Origin of the sequence: Brevundimonas viscosa (assembly GCF_900116065.1) — a bacterium.
Lineage (GTDB): Bacteria > Pseudomonadota > Alphaproteobacteria > Caulobacterales > Caulobacteraceae > Brevundimonas > Brevundimonas viscosa.
Window position 1 is genome coordinate 765,527 of the sequence record NZ_FOZV01000001.1, and the last position, 13,692, is coordinate 779,218.

At 70.6% G+C, this 13,692-nt stretch carries 15 protein-coding genes and 1 pseudogene; 9 read left to right on the top strand and 7 right to left on the bottom strand.

Annotation, left to right across the window (positions count from 1 at the left end; all coding sequences use genetic code 11):
* Window positions 1-2: 2 nt before the first annotated feature.
* A complete protein-coding gene (locus BM333_RS03850) occupies window positions 3-1,298 on the bottom strand; it encodes an MFS transporter (protein WP_092307440.1) in 1,296 nt (431 codons plus the stop codon).
* A gap of 84 nt (window positions 1,299-1,382) precedes the next feature.
* Between BM333_RS03850 and BM333_RS03855 the strand changes: the two genes are divergently transcribed.
* Both BM333_RS03855 and BM333_RS15880 read left to right on the top strand, forming a co-directional pair.
* Window positions 1,383-2,687 (top strand): amidohydrolase, encoded by a 1,305-nt coding sequence (locus tag BM333_RS03855; protein ID WP_092307442.1) that lies wholly within the window; start codon window positions 1,383-1,385, stop codon window positions 2,685-2,687.
* 79 nt (window positions 2,688-2,766) lie between these two features.
* Window positions 2,767-2,904 (top strand): hypothetical protein, encoded by a 138-nt coding sequence (locus BM333_RS15880; protein ID WP_177221787.1) that lies wholly within the window; start codon window positions 2,767-2,769, stop codon window positions 2,902-2,904.
* Here the strand turns inward: BM333_RS15880 and dapE are convergent.
* A complete protein-coding gene (gene dapE / locus BM333_RS03860) occupies window positions 2,901-4,061 on the bottom strand; it encodes a succinyl-diaminopimelate desuccinylase (protein ID WP_092307444.1) in 1,161 nt (386 codons plus the stop codon). The two genes, BM333_RS15880 and dapE, sit on opposite strands and share 4 nt — an antisense overlap.
* A gap of 48 nt (window positions 4,062-4,109) precedes the next feature.
* On the opposite strand from dapE, the gene BM333_RS03865 reads away from it, so the two are divergent.
* Both BM333_RS03865 and BM333_RS03870 read left to right on the top strand, forming a co-directional pair.
* Complete coding sequence (locus tag BM333_RS03865) at window positions 4,110-4,580, top strand: cupin domain-containing protein (RefSeq protein ID WP_092307446.1); 471 nt, start codon at window positions 4,110-4,112, stop codon at window positions 4,578-4,580.
* Window positions 4,577-5,860 (top strand): MFS transporter, encoded by a 1,284-nt coding sequence (locus tag BM333_RS03870; RefSeq protein WP_245777132.1) that lies wholly within the window; start codon window positions 4,577-4,579, stop codon window positions 5,858-5,860. Before BM333_RS03865 ends, BM333_RS03870 begins: the two co-directional genes overlap by 4 nt.
* A gap of 118 nt (window positions 5,861-5,978) precedes the next feature.
* Here the strand turns inward: BM333_RS03870 and BM333_RS03875 are convergent, their stop codons facing one another.
* Window positions 5,979-7,010: a 2'-deoxycytidine 5'-triphosphate deaminase gene (locus BM333_RS03875; RefSeq protein WP_092307448.1), complete on the bottom strand. Its 1,032-nt coding sequence runs from the start codon at window positions 7,008-7,010 to the stop codon at window positions 5,979-5,981.
* 92 nt (window positions 7,011-7,102) lie between these two features.
* On the opposite strand from BM333_RS03875, the gene apaG reads away from it, so the two are divergent.
* Complete coding sequence (gene apaG, locus BM333_RS03880) at window positions 7,103-7,510, top strand: Co2+/Mg2+ efflux protein ApaG (RefSeq protein ID WP_092307450.1); 408 nt, start codon at window positions 7,103-7,105, stop codon at window positions 7,508-7,510.
* A 273-nt stretch (window positions 7,511-7,783) separates the two neighbouring features.
* Here the strand turns inward: apaG and gcrA are convergent, their stop codons facing one another.
* The gene (gcrA, locus tag BM333_RS03885) at window positions 7,784-8,302 is read right to left on the bottom strand and encodes a cell cycle sigma 70 cofactor GcrA (protein WP_092307452.1); all 519 of its coding nucleotides are present in this window, start codon (window positions 8,300-8,302) and stop codon (window positions 7,784-7,786) included.
* Window positions 8,303-8,527: 225 nt separating this feature from the next.
* Here gcrA and BM333_RS03890 point away from each other — a divergent pair, with 225 nt between their 5' ends.
* Window positions 8,528-9,346 (top strand): ABC transporter permease, encoded by an 819-nt coding sequence (locus BM333_RS03890; RefSeq protein ID WP_092307454.1) that lies wholly within the window; start codon window positions 8,528-8,530, stop codon window positions 9,344-9,346.
* A 15-nt stretch (window positions 9,347-9,361) separates the two neighbouring features.
* Here BM333_RS03890 and BM333_RS03895 read toward each other — a convergent pair whose 3' ends face one another.
* Entirely contained in the window at window positions 9,362-9,886 is a 525-nt protein-coding gene (locus tag BM333_RS03895; protein WP_092307456.1) for a hydrolase, read from the bottom strand.
* Window positions 9,887-9,977: 91 nt separating this feature from the next.
* On the bottom strand, window positions 9,978-10,187 hold the full coding sequence (locus tag BM333_RS03900; protein ID WP_092307458.1) for a hypothetical protein: 210 nt from the start codon (window positions 10,185-10,187) through the stop codon (window positions 9,978-9,980).
* A gap of 133 nt (window positions 10,188-10,320) precedes the next feature.
* Between BM333_RS03900 and BM333_RS03905 the strand changes: the two genes are divergently transcribed.
* The gene (locus BM333_RS03905; protein ID WP_092307460.1) at window positions 10,321-11,250 is read left to right on the top strand and encodes a M28 family metallopeptidase; all 930 of its coding nucleotides are present in this window, start codon (window positions 10,321-10,323) and stop codon (window positions 11,248-11,250) included.
* Here the strand turns inward: BM333_RS03905 and BM333_RS16090 are convergent.
* Window positions 11,243-11,384 (bottom strand): annotated as a pseudogene (locus BM333_RS16090) (hypothetical protein); the annotation flags it as partial. The gene BM333_RS03905 and the pseudogene BM333_RS16090 sit on opposite strands and share 8 nt — an antisense overlap.
* Window positions 11,385-11,504: 120 nt before the next feature.
* Here BM333_RS16090 and BM333_RS03910 point away from each other — a divergent pair.
* The gene (locus BM333_RS03910; protein ID WP_281246033.1) at window positions 11,505-12,701 is read left to right on the top strand and encodes an aspartate aminotransferase family protein; all 1,197 of its coding nucleotides are present in this window, start codon (window positions 11,505-11,507) and stop codon (window positions 12,699-12,701) included.
* A gap of 15 nt (window positions 12,702-12,716) precedes the next feature.
* Window positions 12,717-13,631, top strand: a complete 915-nt coding sequence (gene argF / locus BM333_RS03915; RefSeq protein WP_092307462.1) for an ornithine carbamoyltransferase — start codon at window positions 12,717-12,719, stop codon at window positions 13,629-13,631.
* Window positions 13,632-13,692: the final 61 nt, after the last annotated feature.

Here is a 13,692-nt window from a genome sequence, read left to right on the forward strand (position 1 = left end):
GCTTACCGGCCCCCCTCCGGTCCCGGCTGGGACGCAGGCGGAGTCTCCGGGGACGGCGTCTCGTCCCGATCGGGGAGGTCTGGCGGGCCGAGCCGCAGGCGGGCGCTGGTGAAGCACAGCAGGGTGGCGAGGCCGAGCAGCAGGATGTTGGCCACGAACGGTCCGGCCTCGGCCAGCTCGTAGAGGGCCACGCCGATCACCGGCGGGCCGAGGAAGCTGAGCCCGGCCAGCGACATCATCAGCCCGGCCACCGCGCCCTGCTCGTGCCGGCCGACCGAGAGGGAGGAACCGGCGGTGAAGCCGGGACGGGCGAAGCCTATCCCCAGCGAGATCACCGCATAGCCGACCACCACGCCGTAATAGCCGGGCGCCGCGATGGTCATGACATTGCCGACCAAGGCCAGGCCCGCGCCCCAGCGCATCAGGTCGGCGGCCTGCAGCTTGAGCAGCGGGATCAGCCCCCACTGGGCCATCAGGGTCGCGGCGGCGCCGGCCAGCATGGCGATGCCGATGAACGGCTGCGCGTCGCGGACCGACAGGCCCGTCGCCGCCAGCTCGTCGATGACGTGAAAGCCGAGCACCGAAATGTTGACCGCCTGGGCGCCGGTCACGAGCAGGCCGTACAGCAGATAGTCGCGCACCCGGGGGTCGCGCCACAGCCCCTTGCCGGCCTCGCCCGGACGGCCCGTGGGCTGGCGTACGACGTCGCCGCTGGGCAGGCGGCGCCACACGATCCACAGCACCACCGCCCCGAACAGGGCGAAGGCGTACATCGGTCCCGCCAGGCCGACGAAGGGCAGGATGAAGAAGGGGGCGATGGCCGGCCCGATGACCGTGCCCAAGCCTTGGGCCGAAGCGAGCAGGGACATCGACTGGGTGCGCTGCTCCGGGGTGGTGCGGTCGGCGACATAGGCCTGGGCGGCGATGGGCGAGGCCGAGCCGAAGACGCCGTAAATCGTCCGCGCCACGGTCATGAAGGCGAAGGCGACCAGCGGGGCCAGCCAGAGCTGCAGCCCGGCCGTGGTGGCGAGGCCGAAACCGCCGATCGAGGCGACGAAGCCGCCCAGCCCGATCATGATGACCTTCTTGCGCCCCAGCCGGTCCGACAGCCGCGCCCAGTAGGGCGAGGTCAGGGTCCACATCAGGGCCGAGATGGCGAACGCCGCCGAGACGAGGGTGTCCCTGAGGCCGAACTCCCGGCCGATGGCCGGCAGCACCGACTGCAGCGCCATGTTGCCGGCGGCGGCGATCAGGCTGACCGCGAACAGGATGGCGAAGGCGGGGGAGCGGAGGTTCACGCGGCGACCGTAGGCTGGAGCGGGGCCTTGCGGAAGCGGCCGTGGTCCGCGACGGTTGCCTCTCTCCCTGACGAGGACGACGCCATGCCCCTTCGCCTGCTGGCCCTCTCCGCGACGGCCCTCGCCTTCTCCGCCGCCGGCGCCGTCGCCCAGGTACCGCTGGAGCGGATCGAGGCGGCCGTCGAGACGGCGACGCCGAGGGTGGTGGAATGGCGGCGCGACCTGCACCGGAATCCGGAACTCGGCTTCGCCGAGACGCGCACCGCCGGGGTCGTCGCCGACCATCTGCGGAGCCTGGGGCTGGAGGTGCGGACGGAAGTCGGCCGCACCGGGGTGATCGGGGTGCTGCGCGGCGGCCGGCCGGGACGCACGGTGGCCCTGCGCGCCGACATGGACGCCCTGCCGGTGCTGGAGGCGACCGGCCTGCCGTTCGCCTCGACCGCCACCGGAACCTACATGGGCGAGACCGTGCCGGTGGCCCACGCCTGCGGCCACGACGCCCACGTCGCCATGCTGATGGGCGCCGCCGAGGTGCTGGCGGGGATGAAGGACGATCTGGCCGGGACGGTGGTGTTCATCTTCCAGCCCGCGGAGGAGGGGGCGCCTCCGGGCGAGCCCAAGGGCGGGGCGGCCCTGATGATCGAGGAGGGGGCGCTGGCCGACCCCCGGCCCGAGGCCATCTTCGGCCTGCACGTGGTGCCCGGCCGGCCCGGCACGGTGTTCTGGCGACCGCAGGGCTTCATGGCGGCCTCGGACCGGATCGACGTGGTCCTGAACGGGCGGCAGACGCACGGCGCCTGGCCGTGGAAGGGCGTCGACGTCATCGCCGCCTCCGCCCAGATCGTGCAGACGATCAACAATCTGACCGCCCGGACCATCGACCCGACGACCACGCCGACGGTGTTCACCATCGCCACCCTGGACGCCGGGGTGCGCTACAACATCATCCCCGACCGGGCGACGATGTCGGGCACCCTGCGCACCTTCGACATCGCCCAGCGCGACGATCTGGTGCGGCGCGCGGAGATCGCCATCGACAACGTGGCCGAAACCTACGGCGCGACGGCCGAGTTCGCGGTGCGCCAGAACGCGGCGCTGGTGTTCAACGACGAAGAGCTGTCGGCGTGGCTGGAGCCGGTGCTGGCCGAGGCGGCGGGTGCGGACAACGTCAACGCCGCCACCCCGCCGACGACGGTGGCGGAGGACTTCTCCTATCTGTCGCAGGAGGTGCCGGGGGTCTTCTACCACCTCGGCGGAACGCCGACGGGGATCGATCCCGCGAACGCGCCGCCGAACCACTCGCCGGCCTTCGACGTCGACGAGTCGGTGCTGCCGCTGGGCGTGAAGACCCATGTGCTGAGCGCGGTGCGCTTCCTCGAGCGCCCCTGACCGCCTCGCCGGCAACCATCTTTCTCAACGGGCGAGCAACAAAGCGGGCGCACCGTCGGCCGGTTTGACGGAGGGTGCGATGCGAGAGTTGCCGGTCAGACTGCCGCCCGCCACGCTGGAGCGCCGCGGTGGGCCGCTACGCGAACTGGTCTTCTTCCTTGTCGCCTTCGCCGCCATGTTAGGCGGGGCGATGCTGGGACTGGACGTGCTGCTCTAGACGCGCGCGAAGAAGGTCTCGATCACCTTCCGGTAGACCTCGGCCAGCTGCTCGATCTCGGCCGTGGGCGCGCGCTCGTCGATCTGGTGCATGGTCTGGCCGACGAGGCCGAGCTCGAGCACCGGGCACATGGCGCGGATGAAGCGGGCGTCCGAGGTGCCGCCGGTGGTCGAGGCCTCCGGGCGGCGGCCGGTCACCGCCTCCACGGCGTCCTGCACACCGAGGACGAACGGGCCGATCTCGGTGAGGAAGGCGTCGCCGGAATGCAGATGCTCCAGTTCGATGCGCAGGCCGCTCGCAGCCTGGGCCCGGCCCGCCTCGGCGTTGAGCCAGGCCATCAGGCTCTCGCCCGTGTGCGACGGGTTGAAGCGGATGTTCAGCCGGCCGCGCGCCTCGGCCGGGATCAGGTTGGTGGCCGGGTTGCCGACGTCGAGGGTGGTCAGCTCGAGGTTGGAGGGCTGGAAGGCCTCGTAGCCGTCGTCGAGCCGGTGGTCGGCGAGGCGGGCGGCCAGCCGGGCCAGCACCGGGACCGGATTGGCCGCGCGATCGGGATAGGCGACATGGCCCTGGCGGCCGTGCACGGTGATCCAGGTGTTCAGCGAGCCGCGCCGGCCGATCTTGATCGTGTCCCCCAGCGCATGCTGCGACGAGGGCTCGCCGACGATGCAGGCGTCGATCACCTCGCCCTCGGCCATCAGGGCCTCGACCACCTTCTTCGTGCCGTGCAGGGCGGGGCCTTCCTCGTCGCCGGTGATCAGGAAGCTGAGCGAGCCGGGGACGTCGCCTTGGGCCAGCACCCGCGACACGGCGGCGACCCAGGCGGCGATGCCGCCCTTCATGTCGACGGCCCCGCGGCCGTAGAGGATGCCGTCGCGGACCTCGGCCTCGAACGGCGCGGCCGACCAGGCGTCCGGCGAGCCGGTGGGGACCACGTCGGTGTGGCCGGCGAAACAGAGATTCGGCGCCGCCGTTCCTCGCCGGGCGTAGAGGTTCTCGATGTTCTCGAACTTCATCCGGCGGCAGTGAAAGCCGAGGCTGATCAGCGCGCGCTCCAGCACGTCCATCGCGCCCTCGTCGGCGGGCGTGACCGAGGGTTTGCGGATCAGATCGCGGGTCAGTTCGACAGGATCGATAACCGGAGTTGATGCGGGGCTCATGCAAGCTTGCTTTACGGGGTCAGGACGATTGCGAATAGGCTCACCATCATGCCGAAGATCGACATCGACGCCGCCCCCACGGGGCACGGGACAGGCTACCCCGAAGAGTTCGCCGGCCCGTGCAAGCCGCGACGCCGCTGGCGGCTGGGGGATGCGGTCGGACTGGACCAGTTCGGGGTCCACCTGCTGCGCCTGCCCGCGGGCGCCTGGTCGAGCCAGCGCCACTGGCACGAGGGCGAGGACGAGTTCGTCTGGGTGGTCTCGGGCGAGGTGGTGCTGGTCGAGGACGACGGCGAGACGGTGCTGAAGGCCGGGGACTGCGCCGGCTTCAAGGCCGGCGTGCCGAACGGGCACAGGATCGAGAATCGCTCCGCAGGGGAGGCCGTGCTGCTGGAGGTGGGAACCCGGACGCCCGGCGGGGACTCCGGGGACTATCCCGACCTCGACATGGTCTTCCGGCCGGAGGGGTATCTGCACCGCGACGGGACGCCCTATCCGAAAGTTTCGCGCCGCACGTGACCACCGACAGCCCCGAAACCCCGCTGGCGGACCCGCCGGAGCCGCCCGAGGGGCCGGCCAGTCCGTGGGGCCTCCGCGACTTCCGCCTGCTGTGGTTCGGGCGCGTCGTCGCCGTGCTCGGCATCCAGATCCAGTCCTCGGCCCTACTGTGGCAGGTCTACGAGATCGCGCGGCGCGACCATCCGGTCGAGCAGGCCAGCCTGTATCTGGGGCTGGTCGGCCTGTTCCAGTTCCTGCCGCTGCTGGCCTTCACCCTGCCGGCCGGGGCCATGGCCGACCGCCGCGACCGCAAGACCACGGTGGCCCTGTCGATCGTGGTCGAGGGGCTGTGCGCCGGCGGCTTCCTGCTGATGGCGCTGCACGGAAACCCGCCGCTGTGGGGGCTGCTGGCGGTGGCGGCGGTGTTCGGCGCGGCGCGGGCCTTCCTCGCCCCGGCCAGCCAGGCCTTCCTGCCCATGGTGGTCGGCCGTCGCGCCCTGCCGCCGGCCATCGCGGCCCAGTCGATCGCCTTCCAGACCGGGGCCATCGCCGGCCCGGCGCTCGGCGGAGTGATCGTGGGGATCAACGTGCCGCTGGCCTACGCCTGCGCCATGGGGCTGTTCCTGCTCGGGGTCTCCGCCTTCCTGATGATCCGCACCAGCGGCAAGCCGCGCAACCCCGGGGGCAAGCAGCCGCCGCTGGAGGCGGTGAAGGAGGGGCTGGCCTACGTCTGGAAGACGAAGATCGTGCTGGGCGCCATCTCGCTCGACCTGGTGGTGGTGATGCTGGCCGGGGTGGCGCTGCTGACCCCGATCTTCGCCCGCGACATCCTGCACGTCGGGCCGGAGGGCTTCGGCCTGCTGCGCGCCGCCTTCGGGGTCGGGGCGCTGGCGATGGCGATCTACCTGAGCCGCTTCCCGATCGTGCGCCACGGCGGGCGCTGGATGTTCGTGGCGGTGGCGGTGTTCGGCCTGTCGACCCTGACCTTCGGCCTGTCGAAGATCGTCTGGATCTCGGGCCTGGCGCTGCTGATCGGCGGGGCCGCCGACATGATCAGCGTCAACATCCGCCAGACGCTGGTGCAGCTGGCCACGCCCGACCACATGCGCGGCCGGGTCAGTTCGGTGTCGATGCTGTTCATCGGCGCCTCGAACGAACTGGGTGAGGCCTATTCGGGCGTCGCGGTGCGCCTGCTCGGCGCGGTCGGGGCGGCGGTGTTCGGCGGCGCGGGCGCCTTGGCGGCCACGGGGCTGTGGGCGGGCATGTTCCCGGGCCTGCGGAAGGCGGACAGGCTGTCGTAGATTCCAGGGTCCAAGTTTCTAGGTTCTAGGTTCTAGGTTCTAGGGACTATGGGCCGGACCCGCAGGCCTCCCTGGAACCTGATCCCTAGCACCTGGCCCCTAGCCCCTAGCCCCTGTCTCACCCCCACGGCCGGAAGTGCTTCGACAGCTTCAGCCCCTGCCGCTGATAGTGGCTGCCGCCCTCGCCGTAGAGGCGGGTCGGGCGTTCCGTGAGCGGCTCATACACCAGCCGGGCGACGATCTGGCCGTGTTCGAGCAGGAAGGGGGTGTCGTGGGTGCGCACTTCCAGCACGCCCTTGGAGCCGGCCCCGTGCGCCTCGTCGGTGCCGAAACCGGGGTCGAAGAAACCGGCGTAGTGGACCCGGAACTCGCCGACGGACGGATCTATCGGGGTCATCTCGGCGGCCTGGTCGACCGGGATCTCGACGTCGTCGGACGAGGCCAGGATGTAGAACTCGCCCGGATCGAGCAGCAGTTCGCCGCGGCGCAGCACCTGCGGCTCCCAGAAATCCCTCGGGTCATGACCGTCGATGCGGTCGAGGTCGACCACCCCGGCGTGACGCCGGCCGCGGAAGCCGACCACCCCGCCCTCGCCACCGGTGAGGTCGACGCCGACCGAGCGGGTCTCCAGCTTCGGCGGCTCGCCGGCCTTGAGGCGCAGCTGGTTCAGGCGGGTGCCGGGACGGACCAGGATGGAGAAGGTCTGCGGCGCGATCTCCAGATACAGGGGGCCGTCGTAGCCCTCTTCGACATCGTCGAAGCTGCCGCCGCGGTCGGTGAGCAGGCGCACGAAGACATCCACCCGCCCGGTCGAGCTCTTCGGATTGGCGCGGGCGATCAGCCCCTTGGGCAGGCTGAGCCGCTCCTGCAGGCGGGCGATGTAGACGCAGCCCTTCTCCATCACGTAGCCGTCCGAGAGGTCGATCGCGTGCATGGCCACGTCGGCGATGCGGTCCTCGACCTGGCGCAGGCCCGGCAGGAAGGAGGCGCGCACGCGCCAGGCGCGGTCCGACAGGCGCAGGTCCAGACTGGCCGGCTGCACCTGGTCGGCGTCGAAGGGGGTCTCGGAGACGATCGCGCCCGTGGCGATCAGGGTCTCGATGGACTGGCAGGGCAGGATGCCCGGGCGGGCGAATTCGAAGGACGTCATGGCCCCCGCTTACACGATTTTCCGGCGTGTCTCGCCTGCCCTCGCGCACAGTCCCGCTTGACCCGGTGGCGGCGCGCGGGCCCATTCGGGGGATGCACGACAGTCGCGCCTACGAAGCCGAGACCAACGGAATCCTGGTGCGGGTGCGGCCCAGCTATCTGGCCGGCCAGTCGGATCCCGACGCGGGACGCTGGGTCTGGGCCTATCAGGTCGAGATCGTCAACCTGACCGCCGGGCCGGTTCAGCTAGTGGCGCGTCACTGGACCATCACCGACGCGCGCGGACAGGTCGAGGAGGTGCGCGGCGCCGGCGTGGTCGGCGAGCAGCCGACGATCCAGCCGGGCGACAGCTATTCCTACGCCTCCGGATGTCCCCTGCGCACCGAGTCCGGGGCCATGGTCGGCTCCTACCGCATGGTCGACGACCGCGGCCGGATGTTCGAGGTGGCGATCCCTGCCTTCAGCCTCGACGTGCCGGGGGAGCGGCGGGTGCTGAACTAGGCGGCTGGTGGGAGCGGGAACGCATCAATCACCCGTCACCGGCCGGCGAACACTTGGCGGCAGGGGGGCGAAGGCTGTTGGCGAAGGCTTGCCCGCGGCGAACGGGTGAGGGGCTGCGTCAACCCGGAGAACCGCAGCCCCGCCCCAGTCTCTCCGCATCCGAAGACCGGCGGAGAGGCGGACGGCGGCCCCTCTAGAGGGCGTGTGTGACGGTCTCGCGACCGAAAGACGACGGGCGCGCGATAAGGAGCGCGCGCCCGCTGGAAGTCGAACTCAGATGTAGCGGCGCAGCGAACGGGCCAGTTCGGCGGCGCCGTCCTTGCCGCCCTTGCGGACCTGCGGCTGGTAGGCGACGCGGGCGTGCTCCACGCAGTAGACGCCTTCCGAGGCGCGGCGGCCGCAGAAGCTGAACTCGGTCGAGGACGGGTCCCCGATCGGCCACTTGCACATGTGCGCGCCCAGCGTCATCACCGTGGCCGTGCCCGGCAGGTCGGGCATCGGAGCCGGAACGGTCGGGGCCGCCGGCCGCGGCTGGGCCGACTCGATGCGGCGCGGGGCCGAGGGGGCCTGGGTCGGCTGGGCCGCCGGGCGCGGGCGCGACGGGCGGAAGGTGGCCCGGGCCGGCTGCGAGGGCGCGGCGCGACCGGACAGGCCGAGCCGGTGCACCTTGCCGATCACGGCGTTTCGGGTGACCCCGCCGCCGAGCGCCTTGGCGATCTGGCTCGCGGACTGGCCTTCCAGCCAGAGCTTCTTCAGCGCGCCGACGCGGTCTTCGGTCCAGCCTGGCGTCATGGGGGTGCCCTCCGGGTAGGATTCAACATCTTGGGTCCCGCCCCGCCTCCCGGGCTCGCGACCTACCACTAATCGTAAACTACCCCTTAAAAGCCGCAATATGTGCGAATCGGTCCGTCCACAGGAACTAGATGTGGTATGGTTAAGGCTCGGGTGCTGCGCGGTGAGCCGGTGACCAGTCACCCGCCACTTGCGCTGGCGCCGCCAGCGCCGCATCTCCGGCCCATGACCGATCTCGCCGCCATGCCTGTCCGTCCGCCGCAGCCGCGCCGCTACCACGGCGTCAACTGGGAGGGGGTGAAGACGCTTTACCTCAAGGAGGTGCGGCGGTTCTGGAAGGTGGGGGCGCAGACCGTCGCGGCCCCCGTGGTCACCACCCTGCTCTACATGATGGTTTTCGTCGTCGCCCTGCAGGGCGCCCGACCGCCGCTGCACGGCACGCCCTTCGCCGAGTTCGTGGCTCCCGGCCTGATCATGATGGCCATGCTCAACAACGCCTTCGCCAACGCTTCGTCGAGCCTGATCCAGGCCAAGATCATGGGCACGGCGACGGACTTTCTGACCCCGCCCCTGACCCCGCTGGAGCTGACCATCGGCTTCTCGCTCGGCGCCGCCACGCGCGGCCTGGCGGTCGGACTGGTGACCGCCGTCTGCGTCCTGCCGTTCGCGCGGCTGGGCGTGACCAATGTGCTGGCCATTGTCTGGTTCGCGCTGGCGGCGTCGCTGATGATGGGCATGCTCGGCGTCTTCGCCGGTCTCTGGTCCGAAAAGTTCGACCACCTCGCGGCGGTGCAGAACTTCGTGGTCATGCCGATGACCTTCCTCTCGGGGGCCTTCTACCTCGTCGAGAACCTGCCCGAGCCCTTCGCGACCATCAGCCACTTCAACCCGTTCTTCTACCTGATCGACGGGTTCCGTTACGGCTTCATCGGCCAGGCCGAGAGCAATCTCTCTGTCGGCGTGGCCATGAGCGGCGCGCTGACGATCGGTCTCGCCGTCGCCTGCTGGGCCGTCTTCCGTTCGGGGTGGCGGCTGAAAAGCTGAGGCGGCGGCCTTCGTTCAGGCCGACGCCGGCGGCCGGATACGGGTGACCGCCACGACGTAGTTGTGGCCGTACGCCTTCGCGCACTTCGGGCAGGTCGTGTAGAAGAACCAGGTCTCGCCGGGCGTCTCGCCCCGCGACCGCATCTCGTCAGCGGCGGCGTGCAGCCACCTGGGCTGGTCGGAGAACGGCCCGTCGAACAGCCGGGTCCTGAAGCGGCCGCTGAGACGGCGATCCTCGAGGCCGGCGACAGGCCTGGTCACCGCGAACAGGTGTTCGGCCTTCCGGGGCGAGAGCTCGCGGCTGAGGACGATGAATTGATCGCCCGGCCCGGCGTTCGCCGCATCGATCCGCCGCTGCGCCCGGGAGAACACCTGCCCCATGTTCAAGGGGATGTGGAACAGGCTCCGGGTCCAGGCGCCGGCGAAGCGCTTGTCCGCGAACTCGAGGACCTCATCGTCCCAGCCGCCGGGCTTGAAGCACGGACAGCATCCGGTGGTGTTGTCCGATCCGTCGTAGATCGGGGTGTGGTTCGGCTGCATGACCGTCTCCGCTGGAGAGGAGCAGCCAACCTCGTGGGGGGGGCGAACGGCCTTGAGGTGGATCAAGGGCCGCTCATCCGACCCAAAAAATCTACCGGTTCGCGCGGCCCCGGTCCTCCGGATCGACGGCGCCGCCCGGACCGGCGTTGTTGGCGACATCGCCCTCGACGGTGTTGTCGCCCTCAATCTCCTCGAGGCCGTCGGCGCGGCTGAGCCCCGGGGACTGGCCGATGCCGGGATTGCGCTGCAGATCGTCGGGGCCCTTGACCGGCTGCTGCGAGGGGGCGGGGTGTTGGGACATGGAAAGCTCCTTTCGACGGACTCAACCGGACCGGCCGGAGGGCGGTTCCGGGAAAGGCGCGCCTGACAGGGTTTTAAGGTGCGCCGCGCCGGCGGGCGCGCTAGCCATGCTCACGCTTCATCGAGGGGGTTCCATGCTGTTCCGTTCGCTCGCCGCCGCCGCGGCGCTTCTCGCCGTCGTCGGGCCCGCCTCCGCGCAGGAGGTTGATCTCCGCGCCCAGGTCGCGGCCTATGTCCAGCCGACCAACGAGGCGCGCACCCGGGTGGTGGTCGATCAGGTCCGCGCCGCCGGCTTCGAGCCGGTGGTCGAGACCTTCGCCGGCGGCAACCGCCAGACCGGCGAGATGGAAGGCCGCAACGTGGTCTTCACCATCGGCGAGGGCGCGCGCGAGATCCTGCTGACCGCCCACTACGACGCCGTCGTGCTGCGCGACGGTTCGATGTCCCAGGGGGTGGTCGATAACGCCGCCTCGGTGGTCGGGGTGATCGAGGCGGCCAGGCGGCTGCGCGAGGCGGACCTCGATCACCGCGTGCGGGTCATCCTGTTCGACCAGGAGGAACTGGGCCTGATCGGCGCGCGCAAATGGATCGAGGCGCACGGCCTGGCCAACGTCGCCGCTGTGGTGAACTCCGACGTCGCCGCCTACGGCGACACCCTGATGTACGGCCTCAACAACGGCGCCCAGTCCGCCGGCGTCACCCGCGCCGTGCGCGAGGTCTGCGCCGAGCGGGCGATGCACTGCGTCGGCTTCCCGGTTTACCCGCCGTCGGATGATCGGGCCTTCTCGGGCGCCGGCCTGGCCGAGGCCGGCGAGGCCGGAGCGACCGATCGCGTGCCCACCGTCTCGCTCGGCTTCCAGGATCACGTCGGCGCGCACCAGATGTGGCTGGCCTTCAACGGCGGCGAGGCGAACGGCCTGGCGGAAGGCTTCGTGCCGCAGGTGTTCCGTCTGATCCATTCGGCCGGGGACACCATGGAGCGGGTCGATCCGGCGACGGTGCGGTTGGCGGCCGAGACCTATGCCGCGGTGGTGGCGAAGCTGGACGACCAGCTGGCGAGGTAATCCCTTCTCCCCTTGCGGGAGAAGGTGGCCCGCGGAGCGGGTCGGATGAGGGGTCGCACGGGTCGGCGGGACCCCTCATCCGACCGCGCAGGTGCGACGGCTGCGCCGCCGCGGGCGGTCTCCCTCTCCCGCAGGGGGAGAGGGAGGTGCGTGGTGTTGACTAACCTCCGGCCCCGTCCGACAAGGCTGCACCCTTTCACCGGCTCCGTCGCGCATCGCGGCGGGGCCGTTCGCTCTTCAGGAGGTACCGTCCCGTGTCCACCGAACATCTGATGGGTGTCTACAACCGCGCGCCGCTGGAGGTGGAGCGTGGGCAGGGCGCCCGGCTGTGGTCGACCGACGGGACCGAATACCTGGACTGCGTGGCCGGCATCTCGACCAACGGCCTCGGTCACGCCCACCCGAAGCTGGTGCAGGCGGTGACCGAGCAGGCGCAGGAGCTCTGGCACGTCTCCAACATCTTCCGCATTCCCGGCCAGGAGAAGCTGGCCGACATGCTGTGCGAAAACAGCTTCGCCGACGTGGTGTTCTTCACCAACTCGGGCACCGAGGCGGTCGAGTGCGCCATCAAGACGGCGCGGAAATTCCACGTCGCCAACGGCCAGCCCGAGCGGATCGACATCTACGGCTTCGACGGCTCGTTCCACGGCCGCACCTACGGGGCCATCAACGCCGCCGCCAATCCCAACTACACCAACGGCTTCGGCCCGCCGATGGAAGGTTTCCACCAGCTGATCTGGGGCGACCGCGAGGCGCTGGAGGCGGCGTTCCGCAACCCAACCGCGGCGGCGATCATCCTCGAGCCGGTGCAGGGCGAGGGCGGCTGCCGCGCCACCCCGGACGAGGACCTGCGCTGGATGCGGCAGATGGCCGACGAGACCGGCGTGCTGATCATCTTCGACGAGGTCCAGTGCGGCATGGGCCGGACCGGCAAGCTGTGGGCCCACGAATGGGCCGGCATGACGCCGGACATCATGGCCGTGGCCAAGGCCCTGGGCGGCGGCTTCCCGGTCGGGGCCTGCCTGGCCACCGCCGAGGCGGCCAAGGGCATGACCGTGGGCGTGCACGGCTCGACCTTCGGCGGCAACCCGCTGGCCATGGCGGTGGGGCAGGCGGCGCTGTCGGAGATCGCGAAGCCGGAGACCCTGGCCCACGTCAACGAGATCGCCGGCTATCTGAAGCAACAGCTTCACGGGCTGAAGGAGCGCTTCCCGGACGTCATCGTCGACGTGCGCGGCAAGGGCCTGCTGATCGGCGTGAAGCTGGCTCCCAACAACCGGGAGTTCATGGGCTGGGCCCGCGACGAGCAGAAGCTGCTGGTCGCCGGCGGCGGCGACAACTGCGTGCGCCTGCTGCCGCCGCTGATCCTGACGCTGGACGAAGCCCGCGACGCGATCGAGCGGTTCGAAAAGACGTGCGAGTTCGCGCGGAACAAGATGGCCGCGGCCTGACATCCGGAGGGGCCGATGGTCCGCCACTTCCTAGACATCCACCGGCTCTCCGCCGAAGACCTGCGCGCCATCCTCGACGACGCCCACGCCCGCAAGCAGGCCCGCCGGGGCTGGCCGCAGGGCCGGCCGGACGCGGACGCTCCCGCCCGCGACCGGGTGCTGGCCATGGTGTTCGAGAAGAACTCCACCCGCACCCGCTTCAGCTTCGACGCGGCCATCCGTCAGCTGGGCGGCAGCTCGATCATCGCCAACGCCGGCGACATGCAGCTGGGTCGCGGCGAGCCGGTCGAGGACACCGCGCGCGTCCTGTCGCGCATGGTCGACGCGGTGATGATCCGCGCCAACAGCCACGAGGATGTCGAGCGCTTCGCCCGCGTGTCGACCGTGCCGGTGATCAACGGCCTGACCGACCGCTCGCACCCGTGCCAGATCCTCGCCGACCTCCTGACCATCGAGGAGCACCTCGGACCGGTGGCGGGCCGGACCTTGGCCTGGGTCGGCGACGGCAACAACGTCTGCCACAGCTTCATGCACGCGGCGCCGAAGTTCGGCTTCCGGCTGCAGGTCGCCTGCCCGGGCGAGTACCACCCCGACCTGCGCGATCTGGCGATCGGCGGCGGCCACGTGCACCTGACCGGCGATCCGCGCGAGGCCGTCGAGGGCGCCGACGTGGTGGTCACCGACACCTGGGTGTCGATGGGCGACAAGGACTACGAGGCGCGGCTGGAGGCGTTCGAGGGCTACACCGTCGACGACGACCTGATGGCCGCGGCCAACCCCGACGCGGTGTTCCTGCACTGCCTTCCGGCGCACCGCGGCGAGGAGGTGACCGACGACGTCATCGACGGTCCCCGCTCGCTGGTCTGGGACGAGGCCGAGAACCGCATCCACGCCCAGAAGGCGGTGCTGGCGTGGTGTTTTTCGGACTGACGACGCAATCGTGACTTGAACGGCCGGGCGACTGCGTCACCCATGCCCTCATGCTCACATC